Annotated in this window: 19 protein-coding genes and 1 tRNA gene; 4 read left to right on the forward strand and 16 right to left on the reverse strand. The window is 59.7% G+C overall.

The genetic code is table 11. From position 1 onward, the window contains the following. Window positions 1–36: 36 nt before the first annotated feature. The 12 genes from MHX66_RS06905 to MHX66_RS06960 all read right to left on the reverse strand — a co-directional run bounded on the left by MHX66_RS06905 (window position 37) and on the right by MHX66_RS06960 (window position 9,299). On the reverse strand, window positions 37–810 hold the full coding sequence (locus MHX66_RS06905) for an amino acid ABC transporter ATP-binding protein (protein WP_304504317.1): 774 nt from the start codon (window positions 808–810) through the stop codon (window positions 37–39). 8 nt (window positions 811–818) lie between these two features. Next, on the reverse strand, window positions 819–1,766 hold the full coding sequence (locus MHX66_RS06910) for an amino acid ABC transporter permease (RefSeq protein ID WP_239201560.1): 948 nt from the start codon (window positions 1,764–1,766) through the stop codon (window positions 819–821). Then, window positions 1,763–2,719 carry an ABC transporter substrate-binding protein gene (locus tag MHX66_RS06915; protein ID WP_239201562.1) on the reverse strand — a complete coding sequence of 319 codons (957 nt, stop codon included), beginning with the start codon at window positions 2,717–2,719 and terminating at the stop codon, window positions 1,763–1,765. Before MHX66_RS06915 ends, MHX66_RS06910 begins: the two co-directional genes overlap by 4 nt. 8 nt (window positions 2,720–2,727) lie before the next feature. After that, window positions 2,728–4,131: a PepSY domain-containing protein gene (locus MHX66_RS06920; RefSeq protein WP_239201565.1), complete on the reverse strand. Its 1,404-nt coding sequence runs from the start codon at window positions 4,129–4,131 to the stop codon at window positions 2,728–2,730. 69 nt (window positions 4,132–4,200) lie between these two features. Beyond that, window positions 4,201–4,812, reverse strand: a complete 612-nt coding sequence (locus tag MHX66_RS06925; protein ID WP_239201568.1) for a TetR/AcrR family transcriptional regulator — start codon at window positions 4,810–4,812, stop codon at window positions 4,201–4,203. Between the two features lie 127 nt (window positions 4,813–4,939). Beyond that, window positions 4,940–5,800: an ECF transporter S component gene (locus MHX66_RS06930; RefSeq protein WP_239201571.1), complete on the reverse strand. Its 861-nt coding sequence runs from the start codon at window positions 5,798–5,800 to the stop codon at window positions 4,940–4,942. 445 nt (window positions 5,801–6,245) lie between these two features. Beyond that, window positions 6,246–6,785, reverse strand: a complete 540-nt coding sequence (locus tag MHX66_RS06935; protein ID WP_239201574.1) for a hypothetical protein — start codon at window positions 6,783–6,785, stop codon at window positions 6,246–6,248. Continuing rightward, window positions 6,782–7,183: an ImmA/IrrE family metallo-endopeptidase gene (locus tag MHX66_RS06940; RefSeq protein ID WP_239201577.1), complete on the reverse strand. Its 402-nt coding sequence runs from the start codon at window positions 7,181–7,183 to the stop codon at window positions 6,782–6,784. Before MHX66_RS06940 ends, MHX66_RS06935 begins: the two co-directional genes overlap by 4 nt. Continuing rightward, window positions 7,180–7,392: a DNA-binding protein gene (locus tag MHX66_RS06945; protein WP_239201580.1), complete on the reverse strand. Its 213-nt coding sequence runs from the start codon at window positions 7,390–7,392 to the stop codon at window positions 7,180–7,182. The genes MHX66_RS06940 and MHX66_RS06945 overlap by 4 nt, the downstream gene beginning before the upstream one ends. Continuing rightward, on the reverse strand, window positions 7,389–8,189 hold the full coding sequence (gene rhuM, locus MHX66_RS06950; protein WP_239201583.1) for a RhuM family protein: 801 nt from the start codon (window positions 8,187–8,189) through the stop codon (window positions 7,389–7,391). Before rhuM ends, MHX66_RS06945 begins: the two co-directional genes overlap by 4 nt. A gap of 204 nt (window positions 8,190–8,393) precedes the next feature. Continuing rightward, window positions 8,394–8,666 (reverse strand): helix-turn-helix transcriptional regulator, encoded by a 273-nt coding sequence (locus MHX66_RS06955; RefSeq protein ID WP_239201586.1) that lies wholly within the window; start codon window positions 8,664–8,666, stop codon window positions 8,394–8,396. A 559-nt stretch (window positions 8,667–9,225) separates the two neighbouring features. Continuing rightward, window positions 9,226–9,299 (reverse strand) — tRNA-Leu (locus tag MHX66_RS06960). A 75-nt stretch (window positions 9,300–9,374) separates the two neighbouring features. Between MHX66_RS06960 and polA the strand changes: the two genes are divergently transcribed. Further along, entirely contained in the window at window positions 9,375–11,954 is a 2,580-nt protein-coding gene (gene polA, locus MHX66_RS06965; protein ID WP_239201589.1) for a DNA polymerase I, read from the forward strand. Between the two features lie 18 nt (window positions 11,955–11,972). Here polA and MHX66_RS06970 read toward each other — a convergent pair whose 3' ends face one another. After that, window positions 11,973–12,878, reverse strand: coding sequence for a DUF368 domain-containing protein (locus tag MHX66_RS06970; RefSeq protein WP_239201593.1), 906 nt, complete (start codon window positions 12,876–12,878; stop codon window positions 11,973–11,975). A 262-nt stretch (window positions 12,879–13,140) separates the two neighbouring features. On the opposite strand from MHX66_RS06970, the gene rpsA reads away from it, so the two are divergent. After that, a complete protein-coding gene (rpsA, locus tag MHX66_RS06975) occupies window positions 13,141–14,607 on the forward strand; it encodes a 30S ribosomal protein S1 (protein ID WP_005295768.1) in 1,467 nt (488 codons plus the stop codon). Window positions 14,608–14,723: 116 nt separating this feature from the next. Here the strand turns inward: rpsA and MHX66_RS06980 are convergent, their stop codons facing one another. The 3 genes from MHX66_RS06980 to MHX66_RS06990 all read right to left on the reverse strand — a co-directional run bounded on the left by MHX66_RS06980 (window position 14,724) and on the right by MHX66_RS06990 (window position 16,904). After that, on the reverse strand, window positions 14,724–14,999 hold the full coding sequence (locus MHX66_RS06980; RefSeq protein WP_239201596.1) for a hypothetical protein: 276 nt from the start codon (window positions 14,997–14,999) through the stop codon (window positions 14,724–14,726). A gap of 397 nt (window positions 15,000–15,396) precedes the next feature. Then, window positions 15,397–15,933: a hypothetical protein gene (locus MHX66_RS06985; RefSeq protein WP_239201598.1), complete on the reverse strand. Its 537-nt coding sequence runs from the start codon at window positions 15,931–15,933 to the stop codon at window positions 15,397–15,399. 110 nt (window positions 15,934–16,043) lie between these two features. Continuing rightward, entirely contained in the window at window positions 16,044–16,904 is an 861-nt protein-coding gene (locus tag MHX66_RS06990) for a MinD/ParA family protein (RefSeq protein WP_347934100.1), read from the reverse strand. 149 nt (window positions 16,905–17,053) lie between these two features. On the opposite strand from MHX66_RS06990, the gene MHX66_RS06995 reads away from it, so the two are divergent. Together MHX66_RS06995 and MHX66_RS07000 are read left to right on the forward strand one after the other, a co-directional pair. After that, entirely contained in the window at window positions 17,054–17,401 is a 348-nt protein-coding gene (locus tag MHX66_RS06995) for a hypothetical protein (RefSeq protein WP_239201602.1), read from the forward strand. A gap of 374 nt (window positions 17,402–17,775) precedes the next feature. Continuing rightward, the gene (locus MHX66_RS07000; RefSeq protein WP_239201608.1) at window positions 17,776–18,411 is read left to right on the forward strand and encodes a hypothetical protein; all 636 of its coding nucleotides are present in this window, start codon (window positions 17,776–17,778) and stop codon (window positions 18,409–18,411) included. The last annotated feature ends 466 nt before the right edge of the window (window positions 18,412–18,877 follow it).

Genomic DNA, 18,877 nt, shown 5'->3' on the forward strand with positions numbered 1-18,877 from the left:
CTTTTCTTTCTTAGTGACGCCCCCTGATTTTCACCCCTAGAGCAGGCTCGATAGGAACTCTTGGGTGCGTTCGTGCTGCGGATTTCCAATGACTTCCGCGGACGGGCCGTGCTCCACAATCACGCCGCCGTCCATGAAGGCAACTTCGTCGGCGACTTCGCGTGCGAATCCCATCTCGTGGGTCACGACCAGCATCGTCATGCCGTCGTCGGCCAGGTGGCGCATCACGTTCAGCACTTCGCCGACCAGCTCGGGGTCCAGCGCGGAGGTCGGCTCGTCGAAGAGCATCAGCTTCGGCCGCATCGCCAGTGCGCGGGCGATGGCCACGCGCTGCTGCTGTCCGCCGGAGAGCTGCACCGGGTAGGCGTCGGCCTTGTGGGCGAGCCCCACCTGGTCCAGCAGCTTGCGCGCGTGCTCGATTGCCTCGTCCTTGTTTTCGCCGCGCACCTGCACGGGTGCCTCGATGATGTTCTCCAGCACGGTGCGGTGGGTGAACAGGTTGAAGTGCTGGAACACCATTCCAATGTCCACGCGCTGCGCCGCTGCCTGCTTCGGGGTCAGTTCGTAGAGGTTGCCGTTCTTTTCGCGGTAGCCGATCAGCTCGCCGTCTACTTCGATCCGCCCGGAGGTAACCTTCTCCAGGTGGTTCACGCAGCGCAGCAGGGTGGACTTGCCGGAGCCCGAGGGGCCGATTAGGCAGGTCACGCCGCCGCGGGGGACTTCCAGGTCGATGCCTTTCAGAACGTCGAGCCGACCGTAGCGCTTCCAGACGTCCTTAATGGCAATCATCGGTGCGTTGGTTTCAGACATGGTGGTTACTAGTCCTTCTTTTCGTTCGACCCGACGGTGATATTGCGCGGGGGCACGCCTTCGGCGTCAGCAAGAGCGGCGAGTTGGCGCTGCGTGAGCTGGCGCGACGATCCGCGAGAGAAGTAACGCTCAACGTAGAACTGCACAACCATCAGAATGCTGGTGATCACCAGATACCAGGTGGCGGCGACGAGCAGCAGCGGGACGGGCTGGAACAGCGAGTTCGAAATGTCGGTGGTGCGGCCGTAGAGCTCGGCCGTGTAGGGAACGGCAATGACCAGCGAGGTGGTCTTCAGCAGCGAGATGAACTCGTTGCCCGTCGGCGGGATGATGATGCGCATGGCCTGCGGCATCACGGTGCGGCGCATGTTCTGTCCCCAGGTCATGCCCAGTGCCTTCGAGGCTTCGGACTGTCCTTCGGGCACGGCCTGGATGCCGGCGCGGACGATTTCGGCCATGTAGGCGGCTTCGTTCAGGCCGAGGCCCAGCACGGCCAGAATGAAAGCGTTCTGCAGTACTTGCTCCAGGTCGATTTCGGCGAAGCCCACGCTCACGGACTGGTACAGGGAGCTCAGCAGGCCCCAGAACACCAGCTGCACGTACACGGGCGTGCCGCGGAAGACCCACAGGAACAGCCACGCCACACCCTGCAGCACGGGGTTCGGCGACATGCGCAGAACCGCGACGATCGCACCGATCACCACACCGATGATCATCGCCAGAATCGTCAGTGCGATGGTGTGCATCGCCGCCTTTACGATGCGGGTATCCAGCAGGTACTGGAAGTAAGTGTCCCAGTGATAGGCCTCATTTTGGGCTGCGGAGATGATGAACCACACCACGAGCGCCGCGAGAATTACCGCCGCGATCCAGCGGCCGGGGTGGCGTAGCGGGATCGCCTTGTTCTCGGTGGGGCGCCTACGCTGCGTTGCGGAGGAGGCGTTTTGGTTGCTCACTTGATGCCTTCTTTCGGTTCGAGCGTGTGCGGCAGTTGGTAGGGCTTGAGGTTGAACGTCACTGCGTCTAACCCTCCGTCTTCGAGTTCCCATTGTTTGAGGATGGCCTCGTAGGTGCCGTCGTTCATCATGGTCTGCATCGTTGCGGCCAGGGCTTTTCCAAGCGGATTGTTCTTTTTGACGCCCATACCGAACGGGGCGGTATCGAAAGGTTCGCCAACCCGCACCAATTTGCCGTCGGAGCGGGCGATGGCGAAGTCGATCACCGGCGAGTCGGAGCTGTAGGCGTCCGCCTTCTTCAGAATGGTTGCAGTGGCGGCGGCGTCGGCCTTTTCGTAGACCAACTTCTCAATCGGGTCTTTGCCCTGGGCTTCGCATTCATCGGAGCGCCCCTGCACTTCGTCCGTGTCGGAGTAGGTGCCCTTCTGCACGGCGACCTTCAGGCCGCAGGCGTTGTCGGGGTCGATGTTGTCTTCGTTGCCGGGCTGGGTGGCCCAGGAGATGCCGGCGCTGTAGAAGTCGACGAAGTCGTAGCTCGTCTGCCGGTCTTCAGTGTCGGTGAAGGCGCTGGCTCCGACGTCGACGGATCCTGCGCTGATGGCCGGCAGGATGAGGTTGAAGTCCATTTGGTTGACTTCGACGTCGAGGCCCATCATGGCACCGGCGGCGCGGATGAGGTCCATTTCGAAGCCGATGATGTTTCCGTCGGAGTCTTTAAACTCGTTGGGCGCGTAGGGCGGGTTGGTGCCGACGGTGATTTTTCCCTTGGCCTGGACGTCCGGGGGCACTAGGGCGGCGAGCTGCGGGTTCTTCGCTGGGAGGATTTCCTCCCAGTCTTCCGGGTTGCCGAGTTCTTCGTTGGTCACACACCCCGCCAGCGATGCTGAGAGCAGGATCGCGAAGGTGCCCTTGGCCACGGTACGGGCCAGAGAGCGTGGGTGGCTATGTTTCATACCGTGGATTATATCGGAGTATGTGAATACTCCTTAATGGCTTTTGTGCCCTCTGCCTCCGCGTTGGGCCTGTCGGCCTTGTTTCCGCCGCGCACGTCGAGGGCTAGGGCAATGACGAACAGGACGGCACCACTAACAGCAAACAGGGGAGCGATCACGCTGTATCCGCCGAGCAGGATCACCAGCGCTGCCCAGTGCTTCCAGTTGAGTTCCCGGAGGTCCAAGCGGACGCCGTTGTTCTTGCCGCCGCGCCGGCGCCACCACATGATGTATCCGTAGACCACGAGCGCGCCGATGCCCAGAGCCAGTAGTGCTAGTGCAATCTGGCTGACCAGCCCGAACAGGGTTCCCATGTGTAGCTGGATGATCCAGCTGGTTAGTTGGGCTGCGATGGGCCAGGAGCTAAACGGCAGACGGTCGATAACTTCGCCGTTTTCACCGTTTACGGTGATCGCATCGTTGTGCATCTTGTACGCCTGGCGGGGTTCACTGACGGTCCAGGCCTGGCCGGCTTCGCTCGGGAGAGCCAGCTGCAGCGTGCCGGTGAGTCCCTCGTTACGGCCAACCTGGAGGGCCGTATCGGCCTGTGTCAGATCGATTTCTGCCTTTCCGCTGTGGCTTGCGTGCCCCGCGTGACCTGCGTGCTCGCCGTGGCCCGCGTGTCCAGAACCGCTGACTTGCGCAGGCTGTTCGCCGCTGATGTTCGTGTTCGGTTCGGGCGCCATCCAGTTCAGTTCTTCGCGGACAGCTGCGATGTTGTCACCGGCGAAGTGGGACCAGGTCAGGCCGGAGATGCACAGGAAGATCAGTCCTGGTGCGGCTACCAGTCCGATGAGGGTGTGGCGCTGCATAGCCTGGCGGCGGGATTTTTTCTTGGGCTTGCGCTGGTTTTTCTGTTTGCGCATGAACCACCACATGGCCACGCCGGTGACGGCCATTGGGCCTAGCCACGTCGCGGCGGTTTCGGAGTAGATGCGGCCGGGCTCATCCAGCCACAGGTTGCGGTGGCCTTCGGAAAGCCAGGCGCGGAATGGAAGCGAGGCGGCGCTACCGTACTGGGTTAGTTCTCCAGTGATGTGCAGATCACCCGGATCGACGAAAACTGCTCGAGTGTAGCTTTCCGAGGGCAGGGTTGGGTCGGCGAAGAGCACGCGAGTGGTCTTGCCCTCTTCGTCTGGGATCTGCACCTTAGCGACGTCAAGGTCGGGGTGGATCCGTTTTGCTGCTTCGATTTGTTTGGCTACCGGCTGTGCGGGGCTGCTGGAAGTGGCAGTCAGCTCAGACTTGTAGACCCACGTTTCGATGGTGGGGGCGAGGGCGTAGAAGAAACCGGAGAAGGCGGCTACGAGGATGAGGGGTGCGATAAAGAGTCCAGCGAGGGTGTGGACCCTGCGAATAATTCTGCGAGACATGCTCCATTAGTCGCATGCTTGGCGGAATCGGTTCCCAATAGCGACGAGCGGGGTAGCGCTCGGGGGGATCTAATAGGAGGGTCGGTCCGTCTCTAGCGCCTGGAAAACGAAGTCCAGCTTCTGGTCAAGGATCCGCAGTGCCATTTCCTCGTCGTCCTCACGGTCGGCAGGCAGAGAGTCCGTCATTGCGAAGAGCTCAAAGGAGTGCCTGAAAGGCCCGGAGCTGAACACGAAGTTTGTGATCACGTCGATGGCGAACAGAGCCTGTCCGCGGCTGAAGCCGGCGTCATTAAGTCTTCCAAGAAGGTTCGTGACGCTATCCCGGAAGGCGAAAAGGCTGTTGGGGTAGCTCAGTAGAGCTTGTGCGAGCCCCGGGTAGGTGGCGCACATCCGCGCTAGGTAGTAGGCGTAATCCCGGAGTAGTTCCTTCCAATCGCCTTCAGTGGCAAGTGATGTGGCTTCGGTGATGTGCTCGATGCAGGCAATCAGAAGTGTGTCGCGGCTGTAGATTCGGTACAGCGCAGACGTGGCCACTCCCAGTCCCTTGGCGACCTCAGACATGGTGAACTTATCAAGACCGATCGCGAGAGCCTGGTTGATGACGTCTTCGCGGTCAAAGGTTGGCTTCGGGCCGGTCTTGCGGTGAGGGCGTTTTCCCTCCGAAGGAATCGGGGTGGACATGTTGTGAACAATAGTTCATTTTTTATTCACGTTGCCAGCAGGTGCCCCCGAAAGGATAAAGCAAAAGCCCCTGCTCTTTAACAGGTAAAGAACAGGGGCGACGATGGTGCCACTCTAGCCGTTTAGACTACTGCGGGTTCTGGGGGTTCTGGGGAGCGTTGCCCTGCCAGCCCTGGTTCGGCTGCTGGCCGTAGTTGTTCTGACCGTAGTTGTTCTGGTCAAAGTTGTTCTGCGGCTGCTGGCCGTAGCCCTGCTGACCAAAGTTCTGCTGGCCGTAGCCCTGCTGGGCGAAGGCCTGCTTCGGAGCTTGCGGGTTGATCTTGCGGTCGTTCAGCAGTGCGAGCACGCCGAAGGCGATGATGGCGATGGAAGCCAGCAGGATGAAAATCAGGCCTGCACCGACGCTCACCTTTACAACGTCCTCGTCGAAATCGCCGGCCTTTGAGCCGATGCTAGCCCAGTCGATGATGGAGATCAGCAGCAGGATGGCGCCGATGGCGATCACCGGAATGGCGCGCCACCACTTCTGGGCCAGCTGCTCTACGAACAGGTAGGCTGCGATTCCGCCGATGATGATCAGGGACAGGAACATGGTGAGAATGCCGTCACCGTCGGTGCCGGAGACCTTGACGGTGCCGATGATGGGAGCTGTAACCTTGCCCCACGTCATGAAGCTGCCGATGAAGCTGATCAGAGCAGCACCTGCGGCGCAGAGCAGCCAGATTACGGACTTGTTGGAGAAGTCCAGGTACTTCTTGATGTCGAACTGTGCGCCCTGGCCGTTCTGTGGGTTCTGGAAGTTGTTCTGGCCGTAGCCGTTCTGTACACCCTGCTGCGGAGCGCCATATGCGTTCTGGCCTTGCTGCTGCGGTGCCGGGTTCTGCTGGCCGTAGGGGTTCTGGTTCCAGTCCTGGCCCTGCGGCTGCTGCGGTGCACCGTTGTTGCCGTTGGCGGCCGGGTTGTTGGAACGGAAGTTCTCGTCCGTCATGGTTCTCCTCGCGTCACGAAATTGTCTTAGCAGTCCTTAATAAAGGGCTGCGTGATTTCTTCGCGACTTATATTAACGGACAACCTTCGAGCCCGACGGGTTTGGCGATGGTCGCGGCATGTCGGGGGTGATGCTTTTTCTTATTGACGCCTACATTTCAACGAGTTGCGTGACGATCTGACCTAGCAGGACGCAGAGCGTTACTAATATCCGGCTGCCGCGCACTTTTGGGGATCGGTATTGGACGCGCCACATGTGCCCGTTGTTTTGTGGCGTACTTCTTGATCGAAGTCATGCTAGATTGTTCCTTGTCGGTATTTGCGCTGCTGACACCGTGCCCTAGCCTCCCGGTTGTAGTGACTCACGTTTTGGGAAGCTGGGGCGCTTTTCGTACCTTCACGTGCGCTTGGTCGAAATGCGCACCAGTGCCCGGGGATACTTGTATCTACTGCCCATAGCGGGAGCGGAGGTATTCCTCCCAGTGCTCAGTGCCATACAATGCAGCCTCCCGAGAGAGCCTATTCCGGGCGGAAATTAGTTTCGATAGCACTTTCTGTGGGTCGCCGAGCGCGACCGCAGCAGACCATGAACCAGAATCACGGTAGACGACGATTCGAGTGGCGATTTTCAGCCCCTTAGTACCGTGCGGGATAGCCTTGATCTCCTCGCAGAGATCAAACACGTCACGCCACGCGCTCTGCATTTCTTCTTGGATGTACCCGCAGTTGCACCACCCGTCGTAATCGGCGTACAGCTTGCCTCTATCGTTGGTAGTGAGTGTGATGTGAGGGCGCACTTGGGCGATAGGTAGGTTGCCTTGCGCGTCCCGTACTTGGGCGTAGCCTTCCATTGAGTGGGTGAGATCTGCCTGCGTTTTCGTGTTCTGGGTGAGCTGGTGGTTGAAGCTCCATTGGGTGGAGAAGCTTACGGTTGCGCGTACCCAGTTGAGGTATTGGTCGCGGGTGCGTGGTGTGGGTCGTGTCATGCTGCTAGTTCCTTCAGGATGTGGGGTCGTTCCTTGAGGTAGATCTCAAGGATGCGTGGGGTCACTTCGAGGTCGATGGCGAGGCTGTGGAAGGCGTGGCCGTGCCATGGGGCGAGGTGTTTCAGTTCGTCGTCGTTGATGAGGAGTTTCGCGGCGAATCTGTCTGCCCGTGCTTCTTGGCGTTGGTCGAAGTCCTTGTTGCCGGTTCTCTGGTCGTTGTATACGGCGTGGCCGAGCTCGCGGGCGAGGGTGGTTTTGTAGTCCCATACGGCCATGTCGCGCATGGTGGAGATCACGCGGAGGCTGGGGGAGTACCAGCCTTTGGGCAGGCCGTTGTGGTGGCGTAGTTTCACGCCCAGGAGGTTGGCAACGTCATGCAGGTCATGGATCGAGGTCACGGTTCACCACGATTCTTCGCCTTATTGAGTTCCCGTACCTCACTTTCGAGCTGGCGCATGTCGATCTCGTTTATTTCGCTGTCTAAGCGCCGCTGGTAGGCGTCCCATTCGTTAAATGCTTTGCTTTTAGCTTGCGACATCTGCCGTGTTCCGAAGCCTTGGAGGACTTGCCGTTCGTTGAACACAAGCCAAGCGTCTGTCTTCTTCACCCAATCTTTGAGGAGCAGAGTTTCCTCATTTCGGCCTGGTCTTCTGCATAGTCCAAGAACATGGAGGTGAGCCGGTTCATGCGTTTGGCTTCGTCTTCGTATAGGTAGTTTTTGGCGATGGTCATGTCTTTCTTGTGGGGCTTCTCGCCATTCCAAGTTGTGAGCCCCGCATTTGGTTGGGTGTTATCCGCTCGTTCCCAAATGAGTTCGGCAGCGGTTTTGCCGTGTGTTGCGTAATGCAGCCGGTTTTGAATGCCAGCGAAGAAGTTCTTGACCTCTTGAAAGTCTTTCACTTCGTGGTAGTCGGCGCTGGTTTCGGCTATGACGTCGAGAACCTTGCGGAACATCTGGCGTTCAGATGCGCGGATTTCGCGGATGCGTTCAAGTAGTTCGTCGAAGTGAGTGTCGACGCCGTCGTTTTTGAGTCGCTGGTCGTCCATGGCGAATCCTTTGAGGAGGTATTCGCGTAGAACTTCGGTTGCCCATTTGCGGAATTGAATTCCTCGCTGTCCGCGTACTCGGTACCCGACTGCGAGGATCATTTCTAGGTTGTAGTGATTTACTGAACGTTCTTGACCAGGCACTTTCAAAAGTTGTTTGAAACTACCGGCGACTTCTTTTTCCCTGATGATGTTTTGAATGTGGTGCGAGATGGATGCGCTTGTGACGTCGAAGAGTTCGCCCATTTGTTTTTGGGTCAGCCATGCGGTGCCTTGGGTCAGTTGTAGGCGTACTTGTGCGGCTCCATCTTCGGTTGTGTAGATGGCGATTTGGTCGCCTTTATCGTTCGTAGTCATCTGGAGTGCCTCCTACTTCTGGGCTACTGTCAGCCACCGCATCATCAGGGATGCCGTTATCTTCCCAACCAGATCAGACAACGGGGGTGGATTTCGAGTGTTTCACAAGGTGGAGTGGGGGCTTCGAGTCGTCTACTCCATTGTGAGCAAAGACCTCCTCGAAGGTTCCGTCCCAGTGGGCAGGTTGGCTATTAATGCGTCGCGCTAGTTCGGCCACCAGTACTCGGTCTTCGAGAAGACGGAAGTCTGGTGCGTCAGGAAGGATTGCATCGTCGGGATCGATGTACCGGTGTCCACGAGCGCCTGAATCACGTTCACTCCATATGCTCTCGCAATGGCTATGACCGTTGTGGCCGACAACTGGCCAGCGCGGTATTGGTGAGCAATCGTGCTGTTGGCTATGTCGGTTTTAGCGGACACTTCCGCCTTGGTCGCTCCTTCGGTGGTGGTATCGAACCAGTCTTTGTGGTTGTTCATGGTTCCAATTATTGGAGAGCGCGGCGCGATGGCGCAACACGTTTTGAACTTTTTATCCCCTTGTGACCTGCGGAAAGTCCTGTAATTGCAAACAACTATTGGAGCGAATTACAAAAATGGCTTGACAGATTTTGCGATACCAGGGTGGGTTTAACGTCGGTTCCAAGAATTGTAACTAAAGTCTAAAAGTTAGAAGACGGAGGTGAATCGTTGAAAACAAAGTACAAGATTCGTCCAGAAGTCATCGACAAGGCAAGGGAGCGCGGAGGATTCGCCTCTGATGAGCAACTTGCCGCGTCCTTGGGCGTGACGACGAACACTGTCCTGCGATTCCGCCCTGGATGACGTTTGAGCAGTGGCAGGCGTCGCGTCGGGGCGATAGTTAAAGGCGGTTGAGGTGGGGATTGTTTTGAACGTCTAGGCACGTTTTCGCCACGACAATCCCACGACATAAGGGACTAAAACAGGCTTAAAGAGGCCTAACGAGCGGGGTAGACGGGAAGCGAAACCCCCGCCTGACCAGCATTTACGCTGGTCGGGAGCGGAGGGGGTGGAATTGTGCCCCAGGTGAGACTCGAACTCACACTGGACGGGTTTTGAATCCGTTGCCTCTGCCAATTGGGCTACTGGGGCGAAAAGTGCTTACCGGAGCATAATACGCCACGGCCTTTCAGCCAACCAAAACCCCACTCCGTTAAAGTTGAGCGCATGGCTAAACTCCTTCTCCTCGATGGGCACTCGTTGGCGTTCCGCGCCTTCTATGCCCTGCCCGCAGCCAATTTCTCCACCGTTGGTGGCCAGCACACCAACGCGGTATATGGCTTCCTAGGCATGTTCCTCACCCTCATGGATAAGGAACAGCCCACCCATGTGGCCGCCGCGTTTGACCTTTCCGGCCCCACATTCCGCGAGGAATCCTTCCCGGAGTACAAGGCGCAGCGCCCGAGCACGCCCGAGGAGTTCAAGGGTCAGATCGAGCTGATTCGTCGCACGCTCGAAGTGTTGGGCGTCACGACCCTAGACAAAGAGTCCTACGAGGCCGACGACATCATCGCGACCCTAGCCACCGAGGGTGCCAAGGACGGCATGGACGTGCTGATCTGCACCGGCGACCGCGATTCGTTGCAGCTGGTCACTGAGGATGTGACGGTGCTGTACACGCTTAAGGGTGTCTCTGAGCTGCATCGCTTCACCCCGCAGGCCGTTGAAGAGAAGTACGGCGTGACCCCCACCCAGTACCCGGACCTCGCGGCGCTGCGCGGCGATACCTCCGACAACATGCCCGGCGTGCCCGGCGTGGGGCCGAAGACCGCGCAGAAGTGGATCGCGAAGTACGGCAGTCTGCAGGGCGTGATCGACAACATGGACGACATCGGCGGGAAGGTCGGCGCCAACCTGCGCGAAAACATCGACAATGTGGTGCTCGCGCGCGACATTACGGAAATGGTGCGGGACCTTAAGCTCGTTGATGATTTGGACGCCCTCAGCCCCCGCGAAATCGATCCCAACGAGGCACTCGGCATGTTCGAGGAGCTGCAGTTTGGCACGGGGCTGCGCAATAGAGCATTCAAGATCATGGGCGTGGAGTTCGCCGACAGTGCCGCTATCCCCGTCACGGTAGAGGAGCCGCAGCCGGGGAAGCTGGGGGCGTGGCTGAAGAAGCGCACCCGCGGCACGGTGGTGGACGTGGATGGCGAGCAGCTGACCCTGCTGGACCGCGACAACGTTGCCATCGTTCAGGACCTCGCCGATGTGGACCCGAAGGACGAGAAGGCGCTGGCGGAGTGGCTGGCCAACCCACAGGCCACGAAGTGGCTGCATGACTCCAAGCAGACGTATCACGCACTACAGAATCAAGGACTAAAGCTTGACGGAGTGGAACATGACACGTCCCTGGCGGCGTATCTGCTGCGGCCTGACGTGCGCACCCTCGGCCTGGCGGACGTGGTGCAGCGCCACGTGGGCCACGAGCTTTCGGATAATGCCACCGGTCCAGAGCGCGCCCAGGCCGTCGCCGAACTGGTGAAGGCCCTCACCCCAGAGATCGAGGCCGCAGGCCAGGCCGAACTGTACTTCGACCTGGAAGTCCCTCTCGCCCTGATCCTCGCGGCCATGGAACACGCAGGCATCGCTGTGGATGATGCGGCGCTGCAGGAGCTCTCCGATGACTACGGCGCGCGCCTGGACGAGGAGATTGCCGCCGCCCGCGAGCTGGCGGGGGAGCCGGAGCTCAATCTTTCCTCCCCGAAGCAGCTGCAGAAGGTCCTCTTCGAGACCTTCGATCTGCCGAAGACGAAGAAGACCAAGACCGGCTATTCCACCGCCGCCGCGGAGCTGGAGAAGTTGGCCGCCCAGTCCAACCACCCGTTCCTGGGGCACCTCATGGCCCACCGCGAGTACCAAAAGATGAAGTCCACCATCGACGGACTGATCGAGGCCGTGGGTGACGACGGACGCATCCACACCACCTTCAACCAGAAGGGCGCGGCGACGGGCCGCCTGTCTTCCTCCGACCCGAACCTGCAGAACATTCCCGTGCGCACCGACGCCGGCCGCAAGATCCGCGCCGCGTTCACGGTCGGGGAGGGTTACGAGACTTTGCTGACCGCCGACTACTCCCAGATCGAGATGCGCGTGATGGCGCACCTGTCGGAGGACGCGGGCCTGATCGAGGCCTACGCCAGCGGCGAGGACCTGCACAACTACGTCGGCTCGCGCGTGTTCGACGTCCCGGTCGATGAGGTCACCCCGGAACTGCGCCGGCGGGTGAAGGCGCTGAGCTATGGCCTGGTCTACGGCCTGTCCGCCTTTGGCCTATCCCAGCAGCTGAAGATCAGCGCGGGGGAGGCGAAGAGGATCATGGATAACTACTTCGAGCGCTTCGGTGGCGTGAAGCGCTACCTCGACCACGTGGTGGAGGTAGCCAAGGAGACCGGCTACACGGAGACTCTCTATGGCCGCCGCCGCTACCTGCCGGAGCTGAACTCCTCTAACCGCGTGGCCAGGGAGAATGCCGAACGCGCCGCCCTGAATGCCCCGATCCAGGGCACGGCCGCGGACATCATCAAGTTGGCCATGTTGCGCGTGGATCGGGAGATCACCCGCCAGCAGCTGACTTCCCGCGTGCTGCTGCAGGTCCACGATGAGCTCGTGGTAGAGGTCGCGCCCGGCGAGCTGGAACAGATCACCGAGCTAGTCGAGCGGGAAATGGATGCCGCCGCCCAGCTGCGCGTACCGCTGGATGTCTCCGCCGGCACGGGCGATAACTGGGACCTGGCAGCGCACTAGTCGCGCGCGCCAGCCGGGTTAGTTGGCGTCTGCCGGCGTGGCCTTCGCGTTCGAAGCCTTTTCGGCCGCCAGCATTGCCACGACGATCACCGCGCCCAGCAGGAACAGGCCGATCGCGGCGCCCAGGTGCTCGCCCGGCGCCTGCAGGTTCGCATCCCCGTCCTGCCACGGCCACAGCGCACGCAGGGAGCCCAGCATCAGGCCCGTCATCACGAACAGCGTGATGGTGCGGTGGTTGTTAAGCAGGTACTCCAGCAGGCGCACAAAGCACACAATGCCGGTGATCGCACCCAGGAAGAACACGCCCAGGTAGACCAGGTTCCTATCGTCCACCGCCGCCATCGTCGCGGAGTACAGGCCCACGGCCAGCAGGAAGAAGGAACCCGAAACACCCGGCAGCACCAGCGCACACACTGCAATCGCAGCAGCCACAAAGACCCACAGCAGGTTCGGGTCGGATTGTGGGGCACTGGTAACGCCCGTCAGGAAGAACGTGGCCACTGCCGCCACAACCAAGCCGAGGATCGCCATCGGCAGCCGCCGGCGCGCGTCCTCCTTATCCGTCATGCCAATCGGCACGGCCAGGGAGAGCAGCACCATGCCGAAGAACAGCGCGCGCGAGTGCACCGGCTTGTCCGTCACGAAGCTCTCCATCACACCCGCCAGCGAGAGCACCACGGCCGCCATGCCCACCAACATGGGGAGCAGTAGCATCCAGTCCAGTGTCTTGTACTGGGCAAACGCAGCCTTGCGATCCTTCGGCAGCTTCTTCGTGGCATCCAGGAAAAGGTTCGCCTGGTGCAGGACGCGCTCGTACACGCCGGTAACCAACGCGATTGTGCCGCCGGAAACGCCCGGGACGAGCTCGGCCATGCCAATCAACCCGCCACGGACCATATTCACTAGTATTTGCAGTATCTTCATCGCGCCCAATCGTACTGCACGTCTTGGACAACCCCGCTTCAACTCGCGGCCGAAAGTCCATGTTTGCGCTGTTCACTGTGGTCGTGTAGCGTTATGCGCGTTGTGCGCCCCCTTTTTGATTCTTTGGGACGCCCCCACGTGGAGCTCCTAGAGGCTACCCGCCAGGTTATTGACGCTGGTGGTGGCGTCAAAAAGCAGGGTTTGCAGAACTAGAGTAACTGTCCATCTTCTATTTCTATTCGTTCCGAAAGACATTCAACATATGCCCACCAACAACGTCCCTCAGGTAGCCATTAACGACATTGGCTCTGCTGAGGATTTCCTCGCTGCCGTCGACTCCACCATCAAGTACTTCAACGATGGTGACATTGTCGAGGGCACCGTCGTCAAGGTCGATCACGACGAGGTCCTGCTGGACATCGGATACAAGACGGAGGGTGTCATCCCTTCCCGCGAGCTGTCGATCAAGCACGACGTTGACCCGGGTGAGGTTGTTGAGGTCGGCGACGAGATCGACGCTCTGGTTCTCACCAAGGAAGACAAGGAAGGCCGCCTGATCCTGTCCAAGAAGCGTGCACAGTACGAGCGCGCTTGGGGCACGATCGAGGAGCTCAAGAAGAACGAGGAGCCGGTCACCGGTACCGTCATCGAGGTCGTCAAGGGCGGCCTGATCCTGGACATCGGCCTGCGTGGCTTCCTGCCCGCCTCCCTGGTGGAGATGCGTCGCGTCCGCGACCTGCAGCCCTACATCGGCCAGGAGATCGAGGCCAAGATCATCGAGCTGGACAAGCACCGCAACAACGTTGTGCTGTCCCGCCGCGCATGGCTCGAGCAGACCCAGTCCGAGGTTCGCTCCGAGTTCCTGCACCAGCTGCAGAAGGGTCAGGTCCGCAAGGGCGTTGTCTCCTCCATCGTCAACTTCGGCGCATTCGTCGATCTCGGCGGTGTCGACGGCCTGGTTCACGTCTCCCAGCTGTCCTGGAAGCACATCGACCACCCGTCCGAGGTTGTCGCAGTCGGCGACGAGGTCACCGTCGAGGTTCTGGATGTGGATCTGGACCGCGAGCGCGTGTCCCTGTCCCTGAAGGCAACCCAGGAGGACCCGTGGCGCGTATTCGCACGCACCCACGCCATCGGCCAGATCGTGCCGGGCAAGGTCACCAAGCTGGTTCCGTTCGGCGCATTCGTCCGCGTCGAGGAGGGCATCGAGGGCCTGGTTCACATCTCCGAGCTGGCCGAGCGCCACGTCGAGGTTCCGGATCAGGTTGTTGGCGTTGGCCAGGACGCAATGGTCAAGGTCATCGACATCGACCTGGAGCGTCGTCGCATCTCCCTGTCCCTGAAGCAGGCTGATGAGGACTACACCGAGGAGTTCGACCCGTCCAAGTACGGCATGGCTGACTCCTACGACGAGCAGGGCAATTACATCTTCCCGGAGGGCTTCGACCCGGAGACCAACGAGTGGCTCGAGGGCTACGACGAGCAGCGTCAGGCATGGGAGGAACGCTACGCAGAGTCCGAACGTCGCCACCGCCTGCACACCGCTCAGATCGAGCGCAACCGCGCCGCAGCTGCCGAGGCCGCTGCAAACGGCGAGGGCGGCTACTCCTCCGAGACTCAGACCGAGTCCGCACCGGCTTCCTCCGAGGCACCGGCTCAGGACGCCGGCACCCTGGCTTCCGACGAGCAGCTGGCCGCGCTGCGCGAGAAGCTGGCCGGCGGCGAGTAGATCACTCGACACTGCTAGCGGGGACCACTGCTTAACCAGCTAGGTCCGCGCGCTAGGAATTTTTAAAGGCACCCACTTCGGTGGGTGCCTTTTGGTTTTCGTAGGTGCAGCTTTGGCTACAGCATCTGAATGACGGTGGCGGCGCCGATCGTAACCACAAGCATGATGGCTGCGATAATTGCCGAGCCCATGAGGATTTTGACGGTTCGCGGTGTCACACTCGGTTGAATTTCGCCATGCCGGATAGCTTTGCCCGCTATATCCATGCGCAGCTTGTGCGCCTGCACGGCAGCGCGATGGTCCTTCTTTGCTGTTGAAGCGGCCGACGGGGGAGACGACGTAGGAGAACCCGCAGGGGCGCTCTGAGCTGCGTCGTGCTGTTGGATAGACATGTGGGGGGGCTCCTTCTAGCTGGTCGCGTGCCTTAAAGGTATGGCCTCAGCTCTGGTGGGAGTTGGATACGGATTTCTGGTGAATCATTCGCAGGCGGCCTGGGTGCTGGAGCCTTGGGAGGCTTGGGTGCCGGTTTTGCAGGAGGCTTAGGGGGGGGTGGGGCAGTTTCTGTTACTGTCTCTGGCTCCGGGGCTGGGGCCGGCGGGGGTGCGGGCTTAGGAGTTTCAGACTTGGTGCTCGGTGCCGTCACCTCTTCAGGCAGCTCAGGCACTTTGCCCAGTGGTGGAACTTCATCATTCACGGTCTGCTCTTTGGCATGACCTGGCGATTCGCATGCAGCTAGCGTGCCTGTAAGCGAAATCAAGAGCAGTGCGCTTGCAGTGTGAGTTTTCCTCATTAGCGTGAATACTCCTTGGCCTTTTTGTGCACAGCTTTCAAGAACACTGGGCTGGGGTTGAATTCCGAGACTGCTGTGGTCCACCCTTCTGGGCTGTTGAGGTCGCCCGCGCTACAAGTGATTTTCGCGGTGGTTAGGGCGGCGTCGTCAATGTTGTCTGGATTTGGCGTGTTGCCAGGCTCGGCGGCAGTGCCATATTGCTCCCAGCGCGACGGCATGAGTTGCATTGGTCCCACCGGGATGTCCTTCGTGGAATCGCCGTCGATGTCTCCTCCGTCGGTATCGGGCACGGACTTCTTGCCGCCGGCGGCAGGCGCAACGGCGCGTATAGGTTTCGAGGTCACGCCATCTTCGTCGATGGTGGTGGAGTTTACTTGCCCATGTTGGGTCAGCACATCACCCAATGCAGCGAGTGTTTGCCAGCCGACGGCGCAGCCTTGTTCCTGTTCCACGGCGTAGGCGGCGTATGCGTATGCCTGTAGCGCGCGTTCGGGGATGTGGTAGGGCTCGGCACGTTCGGTAGCCCACTGCTTCATGTTATCCACTTGGGCGTGTTGCTCTGGCACAGGTGGTTCTAGGCGATCGGCGCAGCTGGCAAGGGTTGTAAAAGCAAGGAACCCGACGCCCAGCGCGGCCACCCCTCGGGCTACAAAGCTGCGTGACGGTGCCACGAATCAAAATCCTCCGCAACAATTGCTGCTAGTTCCATGTAAGCCTGCTTGGTTTCCTTGCTGATGCGCTCAAGATCAACCGTTGCGCCCTCGGAGAGGTGGCGGTCGAATGGAATGACGTGCACGGCGCGGGTGCGGCTACGGAAGTGTGCAATCAACTGGTCCATATCAATCGTCGCATTTTCAGGGTGTGCCGCAGAGACAACTACCACGGAGTTTGCGGCGAGTTGTTCGTAGCCGTGCAGGTTGAGCCAGTCCAAAGTGGCGGAGGCTGATTGAGCGCCGTCAAGGGCAGGAGAGGTGACGAGCACCAAGGAATTGGCCAGCTCCAACACACCGGACATTGCGGAGTGCATCAGTCCTGTTCCGCAGTCAGTGAGCATCACGTTGTAGTGGTGCTGCAGGATGTCGACCGCGTGGCGGTAGTCCTCATCACTGAAGGATTCGGACACGGCGGGGTCGCGCTCCGAGCCGATAACCTCCAAGCGAGACTTGGCCTGGGTAGTGAACTGGCGTATAGAGGCGTACTTTGATGTGTCTTCTGCGTTGAGGAGGTCGCGGATCGTTGCCGGACCGGGGGCAGCCACACGCTGTGCCAGGGTGCCGAGGTCCGGGTTGGCATCGATGGCGATGACGCGGTCGTGTCGGATGGAAGAGAAAACGCCACCCAATGCCACGGTGGTGGTGGTTTTGCCCACGCCCCCCTTGAGGGACATCACTGCGATGCGGTAGTCGCCGCGCAGTGGACGGCGGATTTTCTCCAGAAGCTGATCGTGTTCAAGATCTTGCTGGGAGTCACCAACGTTCCAGTGCCCACCGGTGACGTTGTAAAGCATTTTGCGCCATCCACTGCGCGGTGCTTTCTTGACGGCATTGACAAGGTTTGTCTGGTCCAATGCCGGCGGTGGCTTTAGGTCATATTCGGACGGGACATGGTGCTTACCGTGATTTAACGGGGCCTGCTGGGGTTGGGGCTGCTGGGGTTGTGCCTGAGCTTGCTGCGGGTGGGCCTGAGTTTGTTGTGGTTGGGCTTGCTGTGGCTGAGTCGGCTGAGGAGCTTCAGATGAAGCGGGAGAACCTTGCGGGGCAGTGCCTTGATGGGCTGTTCCTTGAGAAGGCTGAGGATTCTCTGCGGAATCACTTTCCTCTTGGTTGGCTTGGTGACCTTGCTGAGGCTTGGATTCGTGAGCTTGCTGAAGTGCCGCAGGGACTTGCTGCTGACCTTCATTGGAAGAAGGGGAGGAAGTATGAGACTCTGCAGCGGGCGGCTCTTGGGGCTGAGAAGGTTGTTGTGGTGGGGTGGCTGGTTGTGCTGGCGCACCATCACCAGTGAACTGGAGCCAAGAGGGCAGTCCTTCGTGGGATGGCTGGTTGGTTGACACTACGCACTCCTCGTGTACTTCACTCTTTGTTACCGACAACTTCTCTACGTATAGCCCGTCCTATACTAATGTGTGTTGTGCAATTTGTGCTGTGTGTCCCCCACAGATGTGTTTGATTTGCTCTAGGCAGAATGGATGAGATCGCTAGATGAATTCCCCAAAGGTAGCTAACGCTGCACGAAGTGGAGGTTCGGGCTCGCTGGTCTCGGGGCGTAGCGTTTTCGGCAGGGCTGTGTGGGCTTCGCGTGTTGCACAGGCACGGAGGTTTTCTTCAGTCGACACATCTAGGCCGATGGTCATCGCAGTGGCTTCCATTGACAACCGAATGCTGACTTCGCCTGTGACCGCTTTGGTTTCCATGATTGCCGAAGAGGTTTCTGAACTACCGATGGTGGTTCTGGACGCAGATGTGCAAGCTCAGCCAATGCGGGGACCGTTGGGCGCGTGGGCAGCGGGAGACGTTCTTGGGCTGGCGGCGACGGAACCGCTGGATCTAACCCGAAAGAAGATGGAAAACTTTGCGGATAGCTCCGGGGCAGTCCCGCTGTTAACTGCTTCGCAAGGTACTCAGGGGCAGATGGCTGCTGATGTACTGGATACTGTGGTTAGTCGTGCCCAGCACAGGTGGCCAATTGTTGTGGTGAACTTGCCTTATACGTGTGCCGGGGAGACCATTGCCGCGGGCACGGCTATGGCGGATCATGTGCTGTTGGTGGCTGACAGACACCATAAACAGCATGGGTGGCTGTACCAGCCGGGGCACCACCTGACGGAGCTGGCGCAGTCCAAGAAAGTGACTGTTGTCAAGGTGGGGGCAGCTGCGGTGGATTTGCCGCAAGATACGGTGGTTCTGCCAAGCGTAGATGCTCATTCGACGAGCAGGTCGCGGATTGTTCCATCGACGAACCCAGAGGACGTGTCGATGTATCACCGTTTGCTGTCGAGAGTTTTCGGTAGTTGACGAACCCTACACGCCGCTTGTGGTTGCGAGATTCCCTAGCCGGTGTGGAGACCAGGGAGTAGAACGTGGCGCCGACCTGTTATTGGATCCGGTTGGCTGCTGTGGGTGGGGGAGCGGCAATGCTAAGCAGCACCATTCCGTCCAGCTGATTGGTTTCCAGTGCGTCAGGACACAAGCTTCTGTGTTAGTCGTCGAGGTCTGTGCCTGCGGCTTTAGCTTTGTTAATAGTCTGTTGCAGATTGTTGGCGTTGTTGAAGAGGTTTGTGAGTTGGGTGTGGAGTGGTTGGAGGGTTTCGGTGGGGGCCGGGCCCTGCGGACCTGACCCCTGTTTGGTAGAGAGAGTGTCCGATTGTTTGTGTGCGGGGGCTTGGTTTACAAGTACTCCGCGAATCGGTCTGGGTATGCCACAGCTAGTTGGTTGATGGCTTGTTTCCAGCCATTGGCCTTCGCTCCTTCAACATACCCG

It is taken from the genome of Corynebacterium sp. ACRPH (assembly GCF_022347285.1).
Classification (GTDB): domain Bacteria; phylum Actinomycetota; class Actinomycetes; order Mycobacteriales; family Mycobacteriaceae; genus Corynebacterium.